Source organism: Psychrobacter sp. CR212, from assembly GCF_059693765.1.
In genome coordinates this window covers 240,306-262,064 of the sequence record NZ_JCATIF010000001.1, presented here as the reverse complement: position 1 = coordinate 262,064, position 21,759 = coordinate 240,306, and the positions used below count along the sequence as shown (strand labels likewise).

Sequence of the window (21,759 nt, the reverse complement as noted above, 5' to 3'; positions counted from 1 at the left end):
AAAACGTAATTGCGCCGTTTTTATCAGCGTCTTTGCTATCTCCATTTATTATAAATAAACACAATAAAAGACTATTTTATGACTCCTCAAGACACCTCTAACGATATTGAAAACAACTCTGCTCCTCATTCCGTCTTAGATAGCGACTCAGATAGCGATAGAAATAATTATGCTGCCGACAGTTTTGATCTCAGTGATATTGATATTGCCGCTGTCACTGACACCGCAAACTTGCCGCAGCCGAGTCGTCCACCGATAAAGCAAGCTACTTATAAAGCAGATGCCACAGACTTTGTGGTCAATGAAATATTACCGCTAGAGTTCACCGACGAAGGTGAGCATCTATGGCTGCATATTAAAAAACTAGGCATGAACACCGCGTATATGGCAAAACTGTTGTCAGAGTGGGCAGACATACCGCTACGTGATGTCGGTTACTCAGGACTGAAGGATCGTCATGCGGTGACGACCCAGTGGTTTAGCCTGCGTATACCCAAAAAGCAGTTGCCGCCTACGGAGTTTGCGCCGATAGATATTGGCGAGCATGAATCTGTCGTTATTCTGGCGCAGCACTGGCATAATAAAAAGCTCAATCGCGGTACCCACCGTGCCAATCAATTTATCATTACCTTGCGTGATATTGAGTTTACGAATGATGATGAAAACACTGAATCAACTGAGCAATCGTTATCTACTCAGCAGACGGCTAAGCAACGCGTCGAGGAGCATTTAGCACGCATCGATGAAACAGGTGTGCCTAACTACTTTGGCCCACAGCGTTTTGGTCGTCAGGGTAATAATGTCAGAGAAGCGTTGTCGCTATTTGCCCGTCCAGCGCGCGAGCCAAAGCCGCAGCCCAAAAAGAGCAAACGCAAACGTGCGCCGCGCGAACAAAATACGATGGAGCTGTCGGCAGCCCGTAGCTTGATATTCAATGAGATACTAGCCGCGCGAGTTCGTAATGGCAGCTGGGACGCTGGCCTAGCAGGGGAAGTATTTAATCTGGATGGTTCGGGGTCGATATTTACCAGTGAGGAGATAGACGATACGTTACGCGCTCGTATGAGTAGCGGCGATATTCATCCAACTGCCGTATTGTGGGGTACAGGTAACGATAAAGTCAGTGGCAGTGCAGCCGCGTTAGAAAACGAAGTTGTACAACACAGCCCATTACTCATGCAGCTAGCAACGGGATTGGAGCAGCGTGATATCAAAGCACAAAGACGCCCGTTAAGACTGCCTATTGAGCAATTAAGCTGGGAGTGGTCGGATGAGCAGACATTGGTATTGAGCTTTACGTTGACCACTGGTAGCTTTGCCACTAGCGTGCTAGCAAGTTTGGTTCAGCAGATGGATTCATGATTGAGTTATTGATAGCGCAGAGGGGCAGCTAGCGGTTTTTGTAGAGTGAATGGATACTACCATTTTTTTCAGCAAACATATGGTTGGCACTGACGACTTGATTGCGTCCACGGTGCTTGGCTTCATAAAGAGCCTTATCTGCTGTGCTAATCAAACGTTGGCAGATGTCGCTAGGCAGTTTTTGCATAAAGGCCACTTGGCTCTCAGCGCGCTGAGTGGCAATCGGCTTAATAAGAGGAGCATCATGTGGTTGAGATTGAGCTCTTTCTTCCAAAATAGATTTATAGTTTTTGGCAATGCAAGCTCTTTCTTGATGGGTCAAGGTATACAGCCCAAAACTCGCTGTCACGCTAAATTCAAACCTCCCCTCGACATCGATAACATGCTGAGCAATGCTGAGCCGTAATTGCTCCGCAATCACCATCGCACTTTCGTGCCCTGTATTTGGCAGCACCACCAAAAACTCCTCACCACCATAACGGCTGATGATGGTCTCATCCGATAGCGATTCCAATAGCGTCTGCGATATCTCGATCAATACTTGATCGCCCACATCATGACCATAATTATCGTTGATGTGCTTAAACCAATCCAAATCAAAGAGCATCACGCTCAAATCTTGATTGTCTTGTACCGTTGACAACGCATACTTCATTTTTTTTAGACCGTAGCGACGGTTTTTTAATTGAGTAAGCTCATCTTGATTGGCATGTCGTAAGGTTTCTTGCCGACTATCATCCAAAACCAATAGCAAAGCACGAAATATATAAACGATAAAAATCGCTTTTGGGAGCGCTAAATACAAGTGGGTTGAGCGCCAAAAAAAGGCTGAGGAACGCTGTATCTCAGTGATACTATCCCAACTTAATACATTGTTTTCGAATGCTGACGCGGCGATGGCGTTTTCAATCACCATAGTCTCGTTATAGTTGAGATAATTATGAGTGTCTAATAGTGGATGGATCACCGTCAACTGACGCAGATTGGGCAAGTTAATTCCAAAATATGGCAAGGTAATGGCCAATAACATGAGTATGATTTGTAGCCAAAACATGCGCCAAGCATAGCGGCGTTTGATGAGCATCATGCCAAGCATCGCACCGCCAACTAGCGATACTCCAGCAAACAAGCTGCTATAACCTATCACCACGATGATGGTAGCAATATAGAACGTATAGGTCAGCACTAATGCGATTTGCCATCTGTCTAAAATATCCCGCCTACTTCCAGAGTGCGGCAAATATTTGACCATACATAAGAAAAATAAACCCATTACGCTGATTCCCAGCCATAGTGGGTACAGATAGTGCATATTGACATAGGCATGGAGCGCATCTTGTCGCCACCAAACGAACAGACACCACAGCCAATGCAAGGATATTTCCATGATAATAAATAACGCCATCAATGACGTTCTGTCAGCCGCTTGCCACTCAAAAATCATTTGAGAAAGCTTTTTGTATCCAAGATGAGAGACCGACACAGCCATAGATGGGCTACCGCAGAAAATATAAATGCACTGACTTTACAGGCATTGTGATCGAGTTAATCGAGTTAAAGGCCGTTATACCTTTTATAAACTTTTCTAAATATCCCTTTAAGTGTTACAAGTTCTGTCTATATTATCAATCTGTTTTGTACATTTATTTATCAATCAGCAGTTGTTGAATATACAGTTTTGAGCGTCATGATATTCACATAAAAGACTCAGTCATCTTGGCGACGAAACAAAAAAGTGACTAACCGCTAAAATGTCCATAAAACATGATAAAACCATCAGACTAAGCAGGCGTGTTAAACAACTCCCAAACCCCTTGTTGGTCTTCATTTAAGATAGGCACATCGCCTAAGCGGCGCCACGGCATATTGCTACCATGAAAGTCACTGCCAATCGAGGTGACAAGATTGTGCTCGGCAATACTACGATCAACCATTCTGCGCGTGCTGATTGGTTCACTTGTGGCTGGTAGCTCACAAGCGTCACCGCCAAGCTGAGCAAACTCCCCAATCAGCTTGCGCACTCGTGTGGCCGATAGCTGATAACGCGTGGGATGCGCGAGCACCGCCTTACCACCACAAGCATGAATCAGCTCAATCCCATGCTGCATCGTCAACGCCTCGATCGCCACATAAGCAGGCTTATTATCTGCCAAATATTTATCAAAGGCTTTTTGAACGGTTTTGACCTCGCCCCGCTCAAATAATATCTGCCCAATATGTGCGCGTCCAACCGCTTGTGGGTTGCCACCTGCCTTATCGAGTACGGCTTGCCACAACTCATCGAAATCTATATCCAGCAGCTCACTGAGCTTTTCGGTGATGCGCTGACCACGTGTGGCCCGACTGTCTTGTAGTTGCTGCAGAGTGGCATGCATCTTTTCGCGATCAGCAAAATCTAGCCCAAGCACATGAATGATCTTATTGGTAGATTTGTTTTTGCCATAGCCACCGCTTAACGTATGCTCACAGCTGATTTCCACCCCATTGATCAGCTGTATATCATAAGCATTAGCGGCTTCTCTTGCCTCATCAATGCCCACTAGCGTGTCGTGATCAGTCAATGCCAGTACATTGATGCCCGCTGCGTGCGCGCGCTTTACTACTTCAGTTGGTGCGTAAGTACCATCCGAACAGGTACTGTGACAATGTAAGTCGTATTTCATAAGATGAACCTTAATATTTTAAAAAATAAGCGTATAAACAATTTAGTAGTAGATAGTCACTATTCATATTGGTTGCTATTATTAATGATAATGTCTGAGCCAACTCTCTGGATTTAGCGACTATTGCTGCTGTATTTGATGGTTATATTTGGTTAGCGCTATGGTCATTGCTCGCAATAAGAAAGGATTGTTCTATCGGGTGCTTATATCGCAGGATTATCGTGTTGATTGCTTTTTTTTGCGGCAGTAGACGTGTAAACTACCTCATACGTTTTTGTTGGACACAACCTTTGCTATGAAAGCATTATTAGACTTTATCCCTTTGATTGCCTTTTTTATCGCGGCGCGTTATAACGGTATTTTGGCAGCGGCAGGGGCTTTGCTCGTCGCTACTATCATTGTTTATGCCATTCACTTTATTCGCCAAAAAGGCAAGTTTGATAAGCAACAATGGGTCGTCTTACTATTAACCATTTTGTTTTGCGGTGGCACATTGCTGCTGCGTGATGATATCTATCTGCGTTGGAAATCGCCCATTATCAATGGTATTTTTGCGTTGACCTTGTTTGTCAGTGCCGCTATCAATAAGCCATTAATGCAGCTAGCAATGAAAGAAGTATTTACTTTAACACTTAGTGGTTGGAAAAAACTGACCGTTGCTTGGGGATTGTTTTTTGCCCTTATGGCCGTACTTCATTATATCACAGCATTCACCATGTCAGATGAAGCGTGGATTAACTTCAAGACTTATGGCTGGATTCCGATTATGCTGGTATTCGTCGTGGCTCAGTTTGCTGTACTCAAAAAGCATCTCAACCCTGCGCTGACGGACAAAACCAGCAAATAACGGTTATGCGCTGATTGCAGCTACTGTCTTATAATTGATAAAACTGCTTTTAGAGCTCAAAGTAATCAGCCGTTAGCGTTATACGATGTATTTCAAATCAATCATTACGTTTTATCATCAACTAAGGAAGTTCCATGTCTTTATTTGTCATTATCGGTCATGATGTGGCTAATAGCAGTGCACAACGTCTGATTACTCGCGCTGAACATATTGAGCGGTTGCAGGCGCTAAGTCGTGAAGATCGTCTGGTGATCGCAGGCCCTACTCCTATTGAGCATGGCAAGAGCGATATGTCAGGCAGTGTAATTATCGCTGAATTTGACTCTATCGAGGCGGCACAAGCGTGGGCGAACGATGAGCCTTATTTGCGTGATGGCGTTTATAGCCACGTAGATATCAAGCCATTTATTCAAGCATTACCAGCACCAACTGATACAGTAGCTGCATCGTGAGTCAGAAAGTCCTTTATTTGAATACTCGATTCTATAAAAGTAGCTTGGCTAGTATGCTACTGATGGCAGCAGTATCAGTGCAAGCCGCGCCAACGGCGCCCAACGCAGATGCAGCGAATCCTACAGTAGCCCCTATAAATCAACCTGCTGTAGGCGATGCAGCAACAAGTTCAGCACTAGATATCAATGATACTCTGGCAGCACAGTTGCAACCGTCTACTAAAGCACTGTCCGAGGCCAATCAAGAACTACTCAGCCGTAATGCACAATTGCAACGCCAAGTGAACGACTTGCAGACCCAAGCAAACGTTTTAGTCTATGAGAGCAAAGGTCAGCTGTTTTTGTATGGTGCATTTACCGTTTTGATCAGTTTACTGGTGGGTATTTTTATCTCGTGGCTGGTGTTCGTTCGCCGTGATCGCTGGTAAGCGATGCGCTCTTTATAGATTTAGCCTTTGACCTGCTCTATTCTGCGACGTCTCATTGTATTTTTATGAACTTGATTCTGTCATCAAGAACATTTTTATTATAGTAAATCATCCTACTAAGAAGTTTCCATGCCTATCGCTCATCACACAAATGCTGAACCATTAAACATTATCACACCTGCCAAGGTTGAGTGGCAAATGGATGATACTGGAAATATGGTGCCAGTGTCTGGTGAATTCGGGGATGTGTATTTTTCGCATGCGGATGGTCTGGCAGAGACACGTCATGTATTTTTAGAGCACAATCAGCTGCCTGATCGCTTGGCAGGCCTTGTACCACAGCAATGTTTTACGATTGCTGAATTGGGTTTTGGTACTGGGCTTAACTTCTTAGCCACTTGGCTGCTATGGCGACAGCTGCGCGATACCTACCCACAACTGGCAGATGCCCGCCTACATTTCATTACCACTGAAAAATTCCCGATACCGCTTGCAGATCTGACGCACATACTTGCCCTATGGGGTCAGCGTGCACCTGAGCTTGTAGCGTTGATTGAGCCACTTTTGGCTGCGTATCCGCCTCTTATCGCGGGTTGTCACCGTTTGGACTTTTCTTATGATAATCTGACGGTCGATATATGGCTTGGGGATGCAGCCCAGAGCCTTAGCAAACTGGCAATAGAGCGCTCTCAGCAGTCTGCGCCTCAGCCTCATATCGATGCGTGGTTTTTGGATGGCTTTGCCCCTTCTTGCAACAGTACCTTGTGGGCTGACAGTATTTTTGCACAGATGCAGCGTCTATCGCGTCCGCATACCACCGCCGCCACTTATAGCTGTGCAGGTATCGTCAAGCGTGGGCTCAAGGAACATGGCTTTGCCATCAAAAAGGTAAAAGGTTTTGGTCGAAAGCGAGAAATGCTCACCGCCATTATGACCGATACAGACCATATTGACGTTACTAGTGATAATAAAAGTTGTGATAACGAAAGCCACGATGCGGAGCAGATAACAACAGATAGCACCTTTAATCACACTGCCATCATCGGTGCAGGCGTTTCAGGGTTGCTAACGGCTTGGTCGCTTGCCAATCGCGGCATTGCGGTCACTTTATTAGACAAAACGGCGCCTCTGGCTGGCGCTTCAGGCAACCCTCGAGCATTGCTTGCCCCAAAAATGACGCCAATTCACCACGTTGATGAGCATTTGCATACCATCGGTTATCTTTATAGCAGCAGGCTATATCGAGACCTTAATCAGAAAGCCACACAGCTCAATACAGCGCCAGTACTGGAGCCGACTGGAGCGCTTGATTTACTGGTGAAAGCCAATATTGGCACCGAGCAAATCGAAGATTATCCTGATGAGATGGCAACCACCCTACCCCATGAGCAAGCACAGAATATTAGTGGAATAAAAGAGCAAGACTTATCAGAGAACTTATACTTACCACAGTCTGGTTTGGTCAATCCGCAAGCATTGAAAACTATTATATTGACACATCCGCTCATTCGCTTTCAGCAATTAGAAGTGAGTGAGATTAACGAAACTGAACAGCAAGTGTGTATTGAAGGCAGTGATCAAAATCAGGAGACTGTCTCTATTCTTGCTGATCATGTCGTTATTTGCGCCGCCTTTGAGAGTCATCAATTAGATAAGCGTATTTTTGATTGCCGTAAAATTCGTGGTCAACTGTCTTGGTTTCGTCCTAGCCTAGAGCAACTGATAAATTTGCCAAAAATCCCGCTTAAATACAGCGGTTACTGTGCGCCCTTTAACGCAAAAGCAGGGGATGATGAGCTAAATACTGTCACCGCTGGCAAGCCATATCTATTACTAGGGGCAAGTTTTATCCGCAATGATATAGGTACTGACATTCGAGATGAAGAACATCAGATTAGCCGGGACAAGCTCGTTGCTGCCATTCCTGAGATGGAATCTATCGTGCCAGCCGATACTAGCCTGTGGCAAGGGCGCGCTGGCATTCGCACTCAGACACCGGATTATCATCCAATCGTTGGGCAACTAACCAACAGTCAGCGAATTTGGACGATAAGTGCAATGGGTGCAAAAGGTTATGCGTTGGCACCCATCTGCGCTGAAGCGTTAGCGGGTATGATGCTAGGGTCATTTGCGCCACTATCTAATGCAATGCTCGCACGTCTATCGCCCAATCGTACCCGTTTGCAAACACCGCTCACTTAATATCATTTAGGATGATATTCATGTACATCAAAACAACGCTTTCGACGATTCATATTATCTTGTGATATCTTTATTTAATGTTCATTCCGACAATGAGATAAGCATCATGAGCTATCATCAAACCACCATTACCCTACCTACTTATGCCCGTGGTATTCATGTCATCACGCCTATCATCGAGGAAGCCATTGCTCAGCTCATACCGTCCAGCGCCAAAGCGGGGCTGGTTCATTTGTTTTTGCAACACACGTCAGCCAGTCTCGCCATTAATGAAAATGCTGACCCAGATGTAAGATTGGACACAGAGGATTGGCTCAATAAAATCGCCCCAGCCGATCAGCCAAAGTACCGCCATACTTTAGAAGGCTCCGATGATCTACCAGCGCATCTCAAAAGCATGATGATAGGTGTCAGTTTGACCATTCCTCTGATAGATGGTGTCTTGGGTCTAGGTATGTGGCAAGGGGTTTACTTATGTGAGCATAGAGACGTGACTGGATATAGCGGACAACGCAAGCTGGTTATTACGGTCAATACGTAATAATATAGTGTCAACCTGCCACATTGATATAGCGCGCTATTAACGGATAAACCTGATTATGAAAACCTCTTTACCAAAACGGCTCAGCTTTTTGAACGCTAACACTTACTGCCTCAGTGCACCTGCTATTTTTTTGAGTGTGTTTTTGCTGACTGCCTGTCAAGAAACGCCAGAACCCGAAGAATCTGCCGAAACATCATCTGAAACGTCAACACAGACAACGCCTGTCACCACAAATATCAATGTCAATGAAGCGGCGGATGACAGTATAGAGAATGTTCAGAACCCATCACAGACTGAAGCTAATTCAGAGCGCGATGTGAGCTTGACTGAACTGGAACAAGACCTTGGAGGCACTGTCGCTGCACCAAGTAATACTGCTACATCGCCCAATCCAGAACAGGCCATCAAAGGCGCACAAATCACTGATGTCCGTTACAAAAGTGAAGCAGGCGACACCTTATCGGTCGTTTTTGAAACGTCAGCTGCAGGGTTGCTCAATGCCATCGTCACTCGCCCCAACCAGCCAAAAATGACGCTCAGCGCACCAGAAGGACAAGGGAACAACCCCACTTATCGCTCAGCTGACGGTAACGTCCAACTGGTGAGTCATGCAGGTGGCGGCACCATTGATCTTATCCAAAACAATACCATCACTAGCTTTGATGCTCTTAGTGCTGACGCAGAAGTGATCACTGAATAGAAACGGAAAACGTCCTTTATCTGATACAGTATTTAAGACCAAAAAAAGCGGCAAACGTTACTATCGTTGCCGCTTTTTTATTGATGTTTGATGACCTTTAGTGGCTTACACTGACTTAAAATTTCAGTGCAAACAGTGTTTATCCAAATCCAGTTGACTGACCAAAAAGTCCGATTAACCAGCTGATAAATGTCCACAGCCCCCACGCGATCATCGCGATGACGATAAGGCCGATAATATCGGGAATGTGCAGATACACCCAAGCCACAATAGGATTACGCCAAAAGCGACTTTGCTGCTGCTTGTCTTCTAATGATTGATGCAAAAAAGGCCGATCCATATGCATGGTTTCAGTGATGCCATACTCCTGATGCAAATGCTCGTGTACGATACCCAATGTCTTGCGGCTAGGACGAATAAAAATATCTAGCAATGTCCCTATGCCCGGCACGATACCGACCACCATATCAATCAGCGCCAGTCTGACCGCAGGTGTCATTTTATGCGCCGGTACCCCTAGCTGGCGCCCCAATATAAAGGCATAACTCGTTAATGCCAGTCCTGCCAAATCTCCTGCGAGAGGGATGGTGGAGAGCGCTGCATCGGCGCCCATGCCTTGCTTGGTAAATGGCACCCGCACCAATGAGTCCATGGTGTTGGCAAATTTGGCCAGTTTACGCTCGGTGGCGATGACCTGCTCGCGCGTCAGTCCATGCTCAGCAAGTTTTGCCTGATAATCGACACCTGAGCCATCTGTATCAGAGGGTTTCTTTGATTTAAATCTCGGTAGCTTCTTAAATTTATCCATTGAAGGTCGTCCATATACAAGCAATTGCAATAAGCGCAAAAACATAGCGTCCGACCCAGATATTGGCCAAAAACGCCTGAAAGCAAGACATTGCACGACGAGTGGCACAGGCACTGTTTTGCTTAGCAAACATCATCGCCACCAGCGCTAGGCCAAATACTGGCGTGATGCCAAGCGACGTCGGTGCAAAATAATGCCACATAGCCGCACCCATAATGAGCAAAAATAGCATCTGTAGCAGCGAGATGATAACGACATCATAGCGGCCAAAGAGTATCGCTGTGGATTTAACCCCAATTTTTAAATCGTCCTCACGATCCGCCATGGCATACTGGGTATCGTATGCTACCGTCCAGCACATATAAGCGATAAACAACAGCCAACACCAGATGTCAGGCGCACCTTGTATCGCGACATACGCCATCGGTATCGCCCAGCCAAACGCCGCCGCCAAAAACACTTGCGGCAAATGGGTATAGCGCTTCATAAAAGGGTAAATAAAGGCCAATATGACCGCCCCCAGCGACCAATAAAAAACGGCAACGGGTAAGAAAAACAGCAAACTGGCACTGAGTAATACCAGTACCAAAAATGCAGCAATGGCTTCTTTGCCAGATAGACGTCCATCTGCTAATGGACGACCTTTGGTGCGAGTCACATAACCATCTACTTTACGATCCGCAAAATCATTAATAGCACAACCAGCGGCGCGCATAAATATCGCACCGAGGGCAAATATCGCAAATATCTTGAGCGTTGGCAGACCTGCTGTAACTCCTTGCTGCTGGGCTTGGCCCATGGCAGCTAACAGTACGCCCCATAATGTCGGCCATAGTAGCAGCTCAATACCCACTGGTTTATCAAAACGCGTGAGCTGGATATAGGCTTGTAGTTTGTCTTTGAATGTCATGGCTTCTTATTATCGTCAATAAAGAGTTTTATATGCTTTTTTGCTAGGGCGTATCCCTATTTTAAAAATGGTGATAAACATTTGAACTAGGGACACGCCCTAATCGTTAGATTTGTTTCCATAAGTTATTCGCCTCAATTAGAGACAATTCAGGATACTGTTTTCGTAACGCTTTAATCGCAGGGATTTTATCTTTATGTGCTGCTTGTTGCCGCAAAAATGCCAATTGCTCTTGTGGACTGCTCAATTCCTTTAAACGTGCTTCAAGCCGAAGAATCTGAGTGCGCAGCATGATATTGACCAACAATAAGCCTGCACCCATGACCCAAATGATTAGCGTTGACATTTCCTGCTCCTGAATACATGTATTCTAAATACTCAAGCTAATGAATGACTTATGTTTATGCTGATACACTTATTTATCACAAACAGTGGCTATGAAATAATCCTCGAAAAACCGATGTCAGGCAAAATACCCATCAAAGCGCACGGCTTCATTATGCCAGCTTTCACTAACCGGCTCATCGGCAAGTAATGGCGCAAATTGTGGCCGCTTGACGATCACGCGACCTTGTCCTTGCGCGCTTCGACTCACAATTGCCTTAGCACTATTTAGCAGTTGGCGCTCTTCCTCTAGCGTTGGTGGGCGAGCCAATTGATGCAAGGCCTGCATGTGCTTACCAACTTTTGCGCCTTTACCTGTCTTATTGTCTTGATAGCTATCCTCTGGAAACATGGGATCTAAATACACCACATCGACTGCATTGCCATCATTCGATATATCGTCAGCTTTTAGGCTCGCAAAATAACTCAGTGCATCAGTATTGATAATATGTAGGCGACTCATGAGCTTTTGCCAATTAGGCTGCGCGCTCATACGCTGCTGCTCTGCAAGTAACAGCAACGCCATTAGCGGCTGCTGCTCAAGCATAATGACTTGTGCGCCAGTACTGGCCAATATCAAACTATCATGGCCAAAGCCGGCCGTGGCATCGATAACACGGCTATCTGCGGTAATCTTTGCTGCTTGCAGTAATAGCTCCGACTTACGACCAGCACTCACCACGCGGCGTTGCAGCTTATCCCACTCTGGTGACACGCTCAGTCCATCACTAAGCCATGATAGCTTATCTTTTTCATCAAGCAGCAAAATAAGTTGAGAGGATGTTTGGCTCAGTTGCTGGCGACGTTTTTGTGTCAATTTCTCCGTGGAGAGCTCAGTCTTTAGGACGATTGGTAATTTGTGCTCAGCTATCAATGCCTGTAAGCGCTCAATCTGTGCTTGTTGACTGTCATTCACATAGAACAATTGGCACTGTACAAAAGCCTCAGAGTCGCTATACGCTTGACGCACATCTGTCATAATCACCATCCTTTTTGCCGCTTGATTGGAACCTCTAGTATCATAAATAACTTGACCAATTTACCCCGCCATTTGATATCCAAAACCCCAAGCCGCAACCAACACGATAACACCCGTGATAATGCGTAACCAAGCAAAAATAGTAAAGTCACGGCGACTCACCCATGCTACAAGCAAGCGAATACAGAGTAGCGCCACGACAAAAGACACGATGGTTCCAACACCTAATACCAACCAGTCTTCACGATTGCTCAGTACATCGCCGTGTTTGAGCAGATCTAATAATGCCGCGCCTACAATGACAGGAATACCCAAAAAGAATGAGAACTCAGCAGATGCCTTACGTGAGACTCCAAGCCATAGCGCACCAATGATCGTCGATCCTGAGCGTGACGTGCCTGGTATCAGAGCCAGACACTGAAATAGGCCAATCATTAGGGCCGTTTTTATACTGACATCTTCTGCTTCTTTTGCAATGATGGTTTTAGGGCGCTTTTCCACATAGAATATGAGCAGACCACCGATGATGAGCATAATGGCAACGACAATAGGATTAAACAAATAAGCTTTGATTTCATCAGCAAAGGTAAAGCCAACAATCATCACAGGAATGGTCGCGACAATGAGACTGAGTCCCAGCTGCCTAGGATTGGTCATGCCTTCTGCTTTACCTGTTATGAGACCCATCAATGCTTGCCACAGTCTGCCCCAATAGTCATATATCACTGCCAAGATAGCACCAAGCTGTACCACAACCACAAACAAATCGACTTTTTCTTTGGTCCAAAATCCCATCACATCGGCTGATAAAATCAAATACCCCGTGCTGGAGATGGGCAAAAACTCTGTGATACCTTCCACGATACCCATGATGACAGCTTGAACGAATAACAGTATATCCACAATGACTTTCCTAAAAACAGGCCGATTGGCTGTCCTATGTTGACGTTGGTTTTATATTGATTAATGCTTAAAAAATACTCAAAAGCTACGCCTTGCCTTGCTCTTTAAGTGTTTTCCAAGCTTGGTTACGTAGATATTTTGGTAGTGCTTGCGCTGCCTCCGTACCACCATCATTTGCAAATTGGGCAACACCAAGCTGCCCGATGATAACAGCGTCTGGCCAGACGTCTTCATGGCACACTTGCTGATCATGCAATGCTAGTAGTACTGATCCATTCCCCGCGATAGGGAGATTCAGTGCTGTTTGGCTATCATAATCTAATAGCTGCTCAGTGCTATCACTGCCATAAGCCCATACTGGCTGCATGATGCTATAACCTAACTCGTCGTCAACTACCAACTCATACTGTCCGAAATAGACTTGCTGCATACGAGCATCAAGGGCGCTGTATAGGTGTGTCAGCCCGTACTGCTGATACGCAGATTGTGCAATCGCTTGTAGGCTAGAGACACCAACACAAGGCAAGTCATGCGCGACAGACAACGCTTGCACCACTGCCGTGTTGATACGAATACCGCTAAATGCACCCGGTCCGCGATTAAATATTAAAGCCTGTATATCAGCAAGACGTAGCTGCGCCTCAGATAGTGCAGCATCAATCATCGGTAAGATCTGCTGAGTTTGCTGACGCTTGCCTGTTTCGGTATGGTTCGACAGTACCTGTCCGCTCGAATCTAAAATCGCGATCGAACACTGATCGAACACGGTATCCATTGCTAAAAACATCACAACCTCGGCTTTTATTTTTGGCGTTCTAAATGGGTTTGTCAGATTTTAATAATTTTTAATAGCCATTTATTATTTATGTACTATCAAAATTTAGACAGAATGAAACAGCGCCTATCATAGCATTTAGGCTAAATGAATTTTATCAATTTCTACGCTTTTCCACACTTTATTCATCTGTACTTATTCATAGCTAACCATAAAAAACCCTAAAGCTTAGGTAGCTTTAGGGCATATATAAAATACTTTCAGTATGCATCACGATGGCTTAGAAGCGTGTTTTAAATTTCTTTGGCGCTTGGTTTTGCATTTCTTGCATTTGCTTTTGCATCTCTTCGGTGCTCGGCATATTGTTCGGATCCAGTCCCATTTGCTTGGCCATTTGTTCTGGATTCACGTCTTTAGTGCCTGGTTGACCGCCGCCAAACAACGGGCCACCACCGCCTGCGCTGCCACCACCCATGAGGCCTTGCATAGACTTCATCATTTTACTGATGCCTTCAGGCTTTGAGATCATTTTCATCATTTTTGCCATTTGCTTGTGCTGCTTGAGCAAACGGTTAACATCTTGAATCTCACGGCCTGAGCCTGCAGCGATACGGCGCTTACGACTTGGATTAATCTTATCAGGGTTTTTGCGCTCAAACGGCGTCATTGAATTAATCAACGCCTCCATCTCACGTACTTTTTCTTCTGGCTTGGCATCTTCGACGGCTTTTTGCATGTCTGAGCCGCTCATACCTGGCATCTTATCTAAGAAGCCCGCCATACCACCCATGCTCTTCATCTGCTGGAACTGGGTTAATAGATCCTCAAGGTCGAAATCACCGCCTTTTTGCATCTTTTTCGCCATTTTTTCGGCTTTATCACGGTCGATTTTTTGCTCAACCTCTTCGACCAAACTCAGTACGTCGCCCATACCAAGGATACGCTGGGCAATACGCTCAGGGTGGAATAGCTCTAACTCGTCTAGTTTCTCACCGCGACCCAAGAACTTAATGGGCTTGCCGGTGATAGCACGTACAGACAGCGCCGCACCGCCTCGTGCATCGCCGTCAGTCTTAGTTAAGATAACACCCGTCAATGGCAATGCATCATTGAAGGCTTTTGCGGTATTGGCGGCATCTTGACCTGTCATCGCATCGACGACAAACAATGTCTCAGAAGGGTTCACCGCCGCCGTTAACGCTTTGATCTCATCCATCATGGTATCGTCGATATGTAGACGACCCGCGGTATCAATAATCAGAATATCTTGATACTGGATTTTGGCCTCTTCAATCGCACGCTTTGCGATATCGATTGGATTTTCATCCGTGCTTGAGTTGACAAACTTAGCATTGACCTGACCGGCGACTTGCTCAAGCTGTTTGATCGCCGCTGGACGGTAGACGTCGGCCGATACCAGCATGACTTTTTTCTTTTGACGCTCTTGTAGATATTTGGCCAATTTACCAGCTGTGGTCGTTTTACCCGCACCTTGCAAACCTGCTAGCAAATAGACCACGGGCGGTTTGCCTGTCATCTCTAACTGCTGATTGGCACTGCCCATCATTTCGGTCAGCTCGTCGTGTACGATTTTGACAAAGGCTTGACCTGGCGCTAGCTCTTTTAGCACTTCAGCACCAAGCGCTTGCTCTTTGACGCGTTTGACGAAATCACGAGTGACAGGCAGTGCCACGTCAGCTTCTAACAATGCCATACGTACTTCACGCAGGGTGTCTTTGATATTGTCTTCAGTCAGTTGTCCAGATCCTACGATATTACGTAGGCTGGACGATAAGCGTTCTGTTAAGGTATCAAACATAAATAACTCTCAATTAAAATGGTTTTCAATTAAATAATACGCAATTAAAATAACTTTCAATAAAATGGTGGCGAATCAAACGATTCATCAATACTATTAATATGGACTATCAAATACTGGGGTTTCTCTGGTAAGAAATGTATAAAAAATCATATTATCAATACTATAGCATCAACACGGCTCAAAACTTATACTGGTTTTGCAAAAGACTCAGTTCTTATCTTTATAAGTGATTTCTTATCAGTGATTTCTTGTCAGTGACTATTTATAAGCGACTGATTTTATATTTTGCTCATTGCCGCCTTGGCAAACATTTATAAGCAATAAGTAAGATGATGCTCAACTGGCACCCATTTTATGATAAATTGGACGATTATTCTAATCATTCTGATAATACCACTTTAGCGACACATTGAGCGGCAGTTTATGCTCAGTATAAGATGAGGCTTTTTATCTGTGCACCTTGCATTCTTACTTGCTAGCATGGCTTATGTCTTAGTCAGCCTCCATATTGGTTGGGCGCTGATTCAGGACAAACCTATTCATAAAGGCGTCAGTTTGGGGCTTTTATTGGTAGGGATGGCCACACATGCGACTTTACTTTATCCATATGTTGTGACGCTTTATGGTCTGAATTTCAATTTGTTCAATATCATTAGCCTGACCAGTTTATTCTTCTTATTCTTTTACCTGCTGTTTTGTCTGTACCGCCCTATTCTGAGCCTTGGTATTTTGGCTGCGCCTACTGCACTAATAGGTATGACCGTCGGCTATATTGGCCGCGCACCCTATCAACCGCTTACTGACGTCAGTGTCGGTCTTGAAGCTCATATCCTATTATCGTTAGCGGCCTATTGTGTGCTGTTGATGGCGGCAGTACAAGCGCTATTTTTGCGTCTACAAATTCGCGAGCTCAAGCATCATACCATTCACCGATTTTGGGTCAATAAATTACCCTCATTACAAAGTATGGAGAGTCTATTATTCGATATGCTCTTGGTAGGCTTTGTATTACTCAGTATCGCACTGGGGATTGGGTTTATCTATGTCGAAGATTTGATGGCACAGCATATCGTGCACAAAACAGTATTTAGTCTGCTCTCGTGGTTATTATTTGGTACGTTGCTGCTTGGCAATTGGCGCGCAGGATGGCGAGGCAAACGTGCGGCGAATATCACTATTTATGCCTTTATTCTGTTAGCGATTGGCTTTGTGGGTAGTAAGTTTGTTTTGGAAATGCTGATATAAAATATCACATCATAAAAAAGGCGGTCAGTAACTGTTGCTACTGACCGACTTTCTTACTCAATTTTCTACTGATTTTTTAGTTAAAAACTACGGTCTTGTTGCCTGCCACAATCACACGGTTTTGCACATGCCAATTGACAGCACGTGCCAATACATTACGCTCGATATCGCGCCCAATCGCCCGCAACTCTGTTACCCCTTGGCGATGGGTCACACGGTGTACGTCTTGCTCAATAATAGGCCCTTGATCCAGCTCAGCAGTCACATAGTGCGCTGTTGCGCCAATCAGCTTGACGCCTTTATCATAAGCCTGACGATAAGGATCTGCACCCACAAACGCAGGCAAGAACGAATGATGGATATTAATCACTTGCATCGGCCAACGCTTCACGAAATCAGACGATAGAATCTGCATATAACGCGCCAACACTAGTAAGTCATTACCCGCCATCAGCTTATGGATTTGCTCCTCCGCTTCTACCTTATTTTCTTTGGTCACGGGCACATGGTGAAAGGTAATGCCGAAGTTTTCGACCGCTTGTTGTAAATCAGGATGGTTGCTGACCACACACGTAATATCACAATCGAGCAAGCCACGCTGGTGACGCCATAATAAATCTAATAACGCATGATCAAACTTTGACACCAAAATACCGACCTTGGTCTTGATGGCATTGTTGTGTAGCCGCCACGTCATGTTGTGGCGCTTAGCAACCGTATGCGCAAAACTGGCCTCAAAGTTATCCATAATTTCGCTCAAACCTGCCAACGCAAATTCCAAACGCATAAAGTACTGCCCGCCCTCATGCGCGGTGGAGTACTGATCCAAGGTGATGATGTTCGCGCCATAACGATGAATAAATTCAGAGACTGCCTGTACGATACCCGCCTGATCTTTGCATTTGATGAGCAATGTCGCTGTATCAGTAAAGCTAGGAATCTGTTTACTCTGAGAAGCGATGTTTGTTGTACGTGATGATGAAGCCGTTTTGGTATTGTCTGACATAATACGCCCAATATAAAAAATGATGACTTATCGCTGAAAAATTGCTGGCAGCGGAGTAAACCGGTTATTTTAATCTTTTTTGCGATGCTTTGCTGAGTGAGTTGGTTGTTTTTGGTTATTTAGCGGTTTAAAAGGACAAAATAAAAAACCTCCAACATAGAGTTGGAGGTTTTGCGTTCTCAAATAAGAAAGTGTTTAGAAAATTTGAACTGTAGTATTTTTTGAAGTTGGTGCGGGAGTGGTAACTGATAGCTTAATGCTATCACCATTAGCGCAACCTTTAGTTGACACTGTATAACTGACATCGTCACTGCCTTCAAAAAAGTTCTGGTTCGTAGTACCATCTACGCGACTTAGTGCGACAAGTGCAGGTACAGTCATATTGCCATCTATAATTTCTGGCTCACAAGTGAGGTCATTATCAGTATCATCTTTTACTATAAGGCTTAGTGTAGTTCCAGATGGCATAGAAACTGTTTTCAAGCTATTACCATACATCTCGAAAGAGACGAACCCAGACACTTGACTATAGTCATAGAAAGTTGGCGTATCATTAGCAAAACCCATAATGATTTGTTTGCGTAATACTGTTGATAATGAATCATCACATGTGGTTTCAGTTTCGCTAGGTTCAACTACAAAATTTGGTAAATTGGGCTGAGACAAAGTACTTGTAGAACAAGACTCAGCTTTTGAACCTTCAGGTAACGCCCCTCTTCTGTATACAAACTCACCTGGATTATATTTTAGATCTTCATTGTCATCACGAAAAAAATGACCAATATTGTCTAGTAGGTCATCAATACCGATGGTATAAACATTATCGCCATTTAAATCTGAATAAGCCTTATCCCCTTCTACATAGGCAATGACGCTAACACGACCATTCGCAGGTCTAGGATTTTGTGATGTAAAAGTGACCGTGCAATTACCATTAACTGTTGCACAGTTTGGTGTGACAGTGCCGCCCTCAGCCACAAAACTTACCACCGTACCATCAGGAATAAGGTTGCCTTGGCGATCAGTTAAATATGGAGATATACTTGTAGTATCAATGGCGTTATCAGCCAAAACATTTTTACCTATTGCTAATGTCACACCATTTTGAGTAGGTCGTCCGGTTGCCACAGAGATATTTTTGGCTAATGCAAAGGTATTTGCATTTGAGGACAAAGAGGCTTTGATTTCTACTGGACCTGGAATATTTCCGGGATACAGATTGACTGTTACTCTTCCTAAAGAGTCACTTTTTAGCGTTTTTGTCGTTCGATTGCCTTGTGAAACAAAATTGAAATCACTTGGCGAGCGAATCAGATCTAAAATGACGTCTTGGTTGGCAGCAGGTACACCGTTAGCATAAACAGTGAACTCCACTTGGCTAGAGGCAGAAGAGCCACTATTTTTTGCACCCAATACAACTGCGTTGGTGGTGGTATATACGATAGAACTTGCTTCGATAGCTTTGATGTTTACATTAATACTTTGTGAAGACGATGTGTTATTTGCAGTGACTGCTGTAATCGTTTGTAAACCTTCACATAAATTACCATTATCATCGATAGAACTATAAGTTGCGCTAACATTTCCTTGATTGGAAGAGCTGATACTTGCTTCTTCAAATGAGCCACAAGTTGCTGATAAATTGACCGTTATATCGTTTTGAAATTGATTAGTACCAGTATCTTTGGTTTGCAAAGTGACGATTGTAGAGCCGCCAGACTCCAGCTCGTCTTCACCTGTAGAAAAATTTACTAACGTAATATCAACCGCTTGTAATGAATAATTATAGTTCGCAGTGGTCGCACTAGCATCATCGTATGTCGCTGTTGCAGACAAACTATAACTGCCCGTATCAGTAGAAGACAATGGTACAACAGAGGTTGTGGCTATGCCTTCAGCATTCGTTAGCACAGCGCCATTGGAAGTACCAAACTGCACTCCCTCACCATTGAACGTCACTAACGCGCCACTTACGCCGTTACCTTCAGAGTCAGTAACAATGACCTTAGCGGTAACACCTGACATAGAAATGACTCTAGTAAGGTTGGCGTTTGAATCTAATAGAGATACTGTACTAATATTTAACTCATCGCCGATATCGCCACTACCTACGCCTCCATCATCAGTACCTATCGTAACTCCCAAATCAGGCGCCGGTGCAACCGTATCCGTGCCCCCACCACCACAACCCGCCAAGGCCAATGATAAGGTTAGCGCTGTCAGTTGAAACAATTTAGAAGTAGGTAGCGAGGGATATGACATGTTTTTGACTCCGCATGAGCAGTAATTTATTCGAGCAAAAAGGCAGAAAACCATTACACAGAATTAAATAAAATTGGTAATGATACTTAGATTTACAGTGATACCGATGTATTAACAGATTGTATTAAATATATAACAGCAACTTTACTGACTTTTGTTATAACTTACAACTAAAAATTAATCTTTACTATTAAACAATCAACAACATAGCACGCTCATTTAAGGTATAATATCCCTCCTTTAAACCAACAACTATCATAAAAATATTTGAGTATTCGTCTGTTTTATGGTATAAATGTCGGCTTTAAAATTTTCTGAATTGGTCAGCCTGTTATTTGCCTTTAGATAACAGCAAAACCAGCTCAACCTTCATATAGTTTTGTTTGGTGCAAAGCTGCCGCTTGCTGTGTCCATGCCGCATAAACGTGCAACTTGCCCAGACTGGTATGAGAAAAACTCATACCTCATAGATTAGGAGTTCGCCATGTCTCGAGTTTGCCAAGTGACTGGAAAGCGCCCTATGGTGGGTAATAATGTTTCGCATGCAAACAACAAAACCCGTCGTCGCTTTCTGCCAAACCTTCACAACCATCGTTTTTGGGTAGAGTCTGAAAACCGCTTTGTACGTCTACGTGTGTCTACTAAAGGTATGCGCATCATTGACAAACTTGGTATCGATAAAGTGTTAGCGGATCTACGCGCACAAGGTCAAAAAGTTTAAGTTAAAAATAGCAGCTGAGTGATGACTCTCATTATTTAGCTGCCGTTTTGCTACATTAGCTGTGGCAACTTGCTCTTTGAGACACATACCTATCGTTTGAAGACCCCTCATTTACAGGAAAGCTATCATGAGAGATAAAATTAAATTAGTATCAACAGCTGGTACTGGGTATTACTACACCACTACTAAAAACAAGCGCACTATGCCTGGCAAAATGGAAATCAAAAAGTTTGATCCAAAAGTACGCCAGCACGTGATCTTTAAAGAAGCTAAAATCAAATAATCTTCATTTTATAAATGGTATTATTTGAACAAAAAAAGGGTTTATCCATTGATAAACCCTTTTTTTATGCTTGTATATTTAGCTATCTTCAGCTCACTAATAAACTAGATCAACTGTAGTGCGTTGGTTCTTTATCATATACATGCGCATGCCACTTACTCATTTGCTTTTGCATAATGACCTGAATCGCAGCATGAATCATGTGTTGACCAATCACTTGAGTGTCACTACCAAGTAGCTCTTTTAGCTTGTCAGAAAAGTCGATAGTCATCAGCGGCGCTTCATCTTGCTCGGCATCACGCAACAACAATCTACCATCATCTGCTTCCACTAACTCTAAGGTGGTTTCTTTGGCAAACCCTGCAAACTGATCGCTACTTTCGTTGTCTACTTCTATATCATTATCGATATCATATGGCATTAATATGTTCCTTATTATCCCGTTTAGTACTGGTAGAGAAAC

Annotated in this window: 22 protein-coding genes; 10 read left to right on the top strand and 12 right to left on the bottom strand. The window is 44.2% G+C overall.

Translation table 11 applies throughout. The features are described 5' to 3' along the window. Nucleotides 1-78 precede the first annotated feature (78 nt). Nucleotides 79-1,362 carry a tRNA pseudouridine(13) synthase TruD gene (gene truD, locus AC58CZ_RS01125; RefSeq protein ID WP_494223600.1) on the top strand — a complete coding sequence of 428 codons (1,284 nt, stop codon included), beginning with the start codon at nt 79-81 and terminating at the stop codon, nt 1,360-1,362. Between the two features lie 28 nt (nt 1,363-1,390). Here the strand turns inward: truD and AC58CZ_RS01120 are convergent, their stop codons facing one another. Together AC58CZ_RS01120 and AC58CZ_RS01115 are read right to left on the bottom strand one after the other, a co-directional pair. Next, nucleotides 1,391-2,851 (bottom strand): diguanylate cyclase, encoded by a 1,461-nt coding sequence (locus tag AC58CZ_RS01120; protein ID WP_494223601.1) that lies wholly within the window; start codon nt 2,849-2,851, stop codon nt 1,391-1,393. 292 nt (nt 2,852-3,143) lie between these two features. Continuing rightward, nucleotides 3,144-4,025 (bottom strand): PHP domain-containing protein, encoded by an 882-nt coding sequence (locus AC58CZ_RS01115; RefSeq protein ID WP_494223602.1) that lies wholly within the window; start codon nt 4,023-4,025, stop codon nt 3,144-3,146. 295 nt (nt 4,026-4,320) lie between these two features. Here AC58CZ_RS01115 and ispZ point away from each other — a divergent pair, with 295 nt between their 5' ends. From ispZ to AC58CZ_RS01085, 6 genes are all read left to right on the top strand, one after another. Further along, nucleotides 4,321-4,872 carry a septation protein IspZ gene (ispZ, locus tag AC58CZ_RS01110; RefSeq protein WP_494223603.1) on the top strand — a complete coding sequence of 184 codons (552 nt, stop codon included), beginning with the start codon at nt 4,321-4,323 and terminating at the stop codon, nt 4,870-4,872. 134 nt (nt 4,873-5,006) lie between these two features. Further along, nucleotides 5,007-5,324 carry a YciI family protein gene (locus tag AC58CZ_RS01105; RefSeq protein ID WP_301450359.1) on the top strand — a complete coding sequence of 106 codons (318 nt, stop codon included), beginning with the start codon at nt 5,007-5,009 and terminating at the stop codon, nt 5,322-5,324. Nucleotides 5,325-5,386: 62 nt separating this feature from the next. Continuing rightward, nucleotides 5,387-5,752 (top strand): SH3 domain-containing protein, encoded by a 366-nt coding sequence (locus AC58CZ_RS01100; RefSeq protein WP_228724540.1) that lies wholly within the window; start codon nt 5,387-5,389, stop codon nt 5,750-5,752. 129 nt (nt 5,753-5,881) lie between these two features. Further along, nucleotides 5,882-7,954: an FAD-dependent 5-carboxymethylaminomethyl-2-thiouridine(34) oxidoreductase MnmC1 gene (mnmC1, locus tag AC58CZ_RS01095; protein WP_494223604.1), complete on the top strand. Its 2,073-nt coding sequence runs from the start codon at nt 5,882-5,884 to the stop codon at nt 7,952-7,954. Between the two features lie 106 nt (nt 7,955-8,060). Continuing rightward, a complete protein-coding gene (locus AC58CZ_RS01090; protein WP_494223605.1) occupies nt 8,061-8,495 on the top strand; it encodes a secondary thiamine-phosphate synthase enzyme YjbQ in 435 nt (144 codons plus the stop codon). 58 nt (nt 8,496-8,553) lie between these two features. Beyond that, nucleotides 8,554-9,198 carry a hypothetical protein gene (locus AC58CZ_RS01085; RefSeq protein WP_494223606.1) on the top strand — a complete coding sequence of 215 codons (645 nt, stop codon included), beginning with the start codon at nt 8,554-8,556 and terminating at the stop codon, nt 9,196-9,198. A 139-nt stretch (nt 9,199-9,337) separates the two neighbouring features. Here AC58CZ_RS01085 and AC58CZ_RS01080 read toward each other — a convergent pair whose 3' ends face one another. The 7 genes from AC58CZ_RS01080 to ffh form a co-directional block, all read right to left on the bottom strand. Further along, nucleotides 9,338-10,006 (bottom strand): DUF4112 domain-containing protein, encoded by a 669-nt coding sequence (locus tag AC58CZ_RS01080; RefSeq protein ID WP_494223607.1) that lies wholly within the window; start codon nt 10,004-10,006, stop codon nt 9,338-9,340. Then, a complete protein-coding gene (gene ubiA / locus AC58CZ_RS01075; RefSeq protein WP_494223608.1) occupies nt 9,999-10,916 on the bottom strand; it encodes a 4-hydroxybenzoate octaprenyltransferase in 918 nt (305 codons plus the stop codon). Before ubiA ends, AC58CZ_RS01080 begins: the two co-directional genes overlap by 8 nt. A gap of 106 nt (nt 10,917-11,022) precedes the next feature. Next, a complete protein-coding gene (locus AC58CZ_RS01070) occupies nt 11,023-11,262 on the bottom strand; it encodes a hypothetical protein (protein WP_058024616.1) in 240 nt (79 codons plus the stop codon). A gap of 117 nt (nt 11,263-11,379) precedes the next feature. Further along, nucleotides 11,380-12,279 (bottom strand): class I SAM-dependent methyltransferase, encoded by a 900-nt coding sequence (locus AC58CZ_RS01065; RefSeq protein ID WP_494223609.1) that lies wholly within the window; start codon nt 12,277-12,279, stop codon nt 11,380-11,382. Nucleotides 12,280-12,339: 60 nt separating this feature from the next. Continuing rightward, the gene (locus tag AC58CZ_RS01060) at nt 12,340-13,182 is read right to left on the bottom strand and encodes an undecaprenyl-diphosphate phosphatase (RefSeq protein ID WP_494223610.1); all 843 of its coding nucleotides are present in this window, start codon (nt 13,180-13,182) and stop codon (nt 12,340-12,342) included. An 85-nt stretch (nt 13,183-13,267) separates the two neighbouring features. Next, nucleotides 13,268-13,969 carry a tRNA (adenosine(37)-N6)-threonylcarbamoyltransferase complex dimerization subunit type 1 TsaB gene (tsaB, locus tag AC58CZ_RS01055; protein WP_494223749.1) on the bottom strand — a complete coding sequence of 234 codons (702 nt, stop codon included), beginning with the start codon at nt 13,967-13,969 and terminating at the stop codon, nt 13,268-13,270. A 268-nt stretch (nt 13,970-14,237) separates the two neighbouring features. After that, on the bottom strand, nt 14,238-15,776 hold the full coding sequence (gene ffh, locus AC58CZ_RS01050) for a signal recognition particle protein (RefSeq protein WP_494223611.1): 1,539 nt from the start codon (nt 15,774-15,776) through the stop codon (nt 14,238-14,240). A 456-nt stretch (nt 15,777-16,232) separates the two neighbouring features. Here ffh and AC58CZ_RS01045 point away from each other — a divergent pair, with 456 nt between their 5' ends. Then, nucleotides 16,233-17,024 carry a cytochrome c biogenesis protein CcsA gene (locus tag AC58CZ_RS01045; protein ID WP_494223612.1) on the top strand — a complete coding sequence of 264 codons (792 nt, stop codon included), beginning with the start codon at nt 16,233-16,235 and terminating at the stop codon, nt 17,022-17,024. 76 nt (nt 17,025-17,100) lie between these two features. Here AC58CZ_RS01045 and purU read toward each other — a convergent pair whose 3' ends face one another. Together purU and AC58CZ_RS01035 are read right to left on the bottom strand one after the other, a co-directional pair. Continuing rightward, nucleotides 17,101-18,030, bottom strand: coding sequence for a formyltetrahydrofolate deformylase (gene purU / locus AC58CZ_RS01040; protein ID WP_494223613.1), 930 nt, complete (start codon nt 18,028-18,030; stop codon nt 17,101-17,103). Nucleotides 18,031-18,225: 195 nt separating this feature from the next. Continuing rightward, nucleotides 18,226-20,292, bottom strand: a complete 2,067-nt coding sequence (locus AC58CZ_RS01035; protein ID WP_494223614.1) for a hypothetical protein — start codon at nt 20,290-20,292, stop codon at nt 18,226-18,228. Between the two features lie 484 nt (nt 20,293-20,776). On the opposite strand from AC58CZ_RS01035, the gene rpmB reads away from it, so the two are divergent. Together rpmB and rpmG are read left to right on the top strand one after the other, a co-directional pair. After that, on the top strand, nt 20,777-21,013 hold the full coding sequence (gene rpmB / locus AC58CZ_RS01030) for a 50S ribosomal protein L28 (protein WP_057761372.1): 237 nt from the start codon (nt 20,777-20,779) through the stop codon (nt 21,011-21,013). A 127-nt stretch (nt 21,014-21,140) separates the two neighbouring features. Continuing rightward, complete coding sequence (rpmG, locus tag AC58CZ_RS01025) at nt 21,141-21,296, top strand: 50S ribosomal protein L33 (protein ID WP_010201403.1); 156 nt, start codon at nt 21,141-21,143, stop codon at nt 21,294-21,296. 109 nt (nt 21,297-21,405) lie between these two features. Here rpmG and AC58CZ_RS01020 read toward each other — a convergent pair whose 3' ends face one another. Further along, a complete protein-coding gene (locus AC58CZ_RS01020) occupies nt 21,406-21,717 on the bottom strand; it encodes a hypothetical protein (RefSeq protein WP_071003085.1) in 312 nt (103 codons plus the stop codon). Between the last annotated feature and the right edge of the window lie 42 nt (nt 21,718-21,759).

Excerpts from the sequence above, each read along its gene's own strand:
- truD (WP_494223600.1), top strand. The coding sequence starts at position 79 with ATGACTCCTCAAGACACCTCTAACGATATTGAAAACAACTCTGCTCCT.
- AC58CZ_RS01120 (WP_494223601.1), bottom strand. The coding sequence starts at position 2,851 with ATGGCTGTGTCGGTCTCTCATCTTGGATACAAAAAGCTTTCTCAAATG.
- AC58CZ_RS01115 (WP_494223602.1), bottom strand. The coding sequence starts at position 4,025 with ATGAAATACGACTTACATTGTCACAGTACCTGTTCGGATGGTACTTAC.
- ispZ (WP_494223603.1), top strand. The coding sequence starts at position 4,321 with ATGAAAGCATTATTAGACTTTATCCCTTTGATTGCCTTTTTTATCGCG.
- AC58CZ_RS01105 (WP_301450359.1), top strand. The coding sequence starts at position 5,007 with ATGTCTTTATTTGTCATTATCGGTCATGATGTGGCTAATAGCAGTGCA.
- AC58CZ_RS01100 (WP_228724540.1), top strand. The coding sequence starts at position 5,387 with ATGGCAGCAGTATCAGTGCAAGCCGCGCCAACGGCGCCCAACGCAGAT.
- mnmC1 (WP_494223604.1), top strand. The coding sequence starts at position 5,882 with ATGCCTATCGCTCATCACACAAATGCTGAACCATTAAACATTATCACA.
- AC58CZ_RS01090 (WP_494223605.1), top strand. The coding sequence starts at position 8,061 with ATGAGCTATCATCAAACCACCATTACCCTACCTACTTATGCCCGTGGT.
- AC58CZ_RS01085 (WP_494223606.1), top strand. The coding sequence starts at position 8,554 with ATGAAAACCTCTTTACCAAAACGGCTCAGCTTTTTGAACGCTAACACT.
- AC58CZ_RS01080 (WP_494223607.1), bottom strand. The coding sequence starts at position 10,006 with ATGGATAAATTTAAGAAGCTACCGAGATTTAAATCAAAGAAACCCTCT.
- ubiA (WP_494223608.1), bottom strand. The coding sequence starts at position 10,916 with ATGACATTCAAAGACAAACTACAAGCCTATATCCAGCTCACGCGTTTT.
- AC58CZ_RS01070 (WP_058024616.1), bottom strand. The coding sequence starts at position 11,262 with ATGTCAACGCTAATCATTTGGGTCATGGGTGCAGGCTTATTGTTGGTC.
- AC58CZ_RS01065 (WP_494223609.1), bottom strand. The coding sequence starts at position 12,279 with ATGACAGATGTGCGTCAAGCGTATAGCGACTCTGAGGCTTTTGTACAG.
- tsaB (WP_494223749.1), bottom strand. The coding sequence starts at position 13,969 with ATGTTTTTAGCAATGGATACCGTGTTCGATCAGTGTTCGATCGCGATT.
- ffh (WP_494223611.1), bottom strand. The coding sequence starts at position 15,776 with ATGTTTGATACCTTAACAGAACGCTTATCGTCCAGCCTACGTAATATC.
- purU (WP_494223613.1), bottom strand. The coding sequence starts at position 18,030 with ATGTCAGACAATACCAAAACGGCTTCATCATCACGTACAACAAACATC.
- AC58CZ_RS01035 (WP_494223614.1), bottom strand. The coding sequence starts at position 20,292 with ATGTCATATCCCTCGCTACCTACTTCTAAATTGTTTCAACTGACAGCG.
- rpmB (WP_057761372.1), top strand. The coding sequence starts at position 20,777 with ATGTCTCGAGTTTGCCAAGTGACTGGAAAGCGCCCTATGGTGGGTAAT.
- rpmG (WP_010201403.1), top strand. The coding sequence starts at position 21,141 with ATGAGAGATAAAATTAAATTAGTATCAACAGCTGGTACTGGGTATTAC.
- AC58CZ_RS01020 (WP_071003085.1), bottom strand. The coding sequence starts at position 21,717 with ATGCCATATGATATCGATAATGATATAGAAGTAGACAACGAAAGTAGC.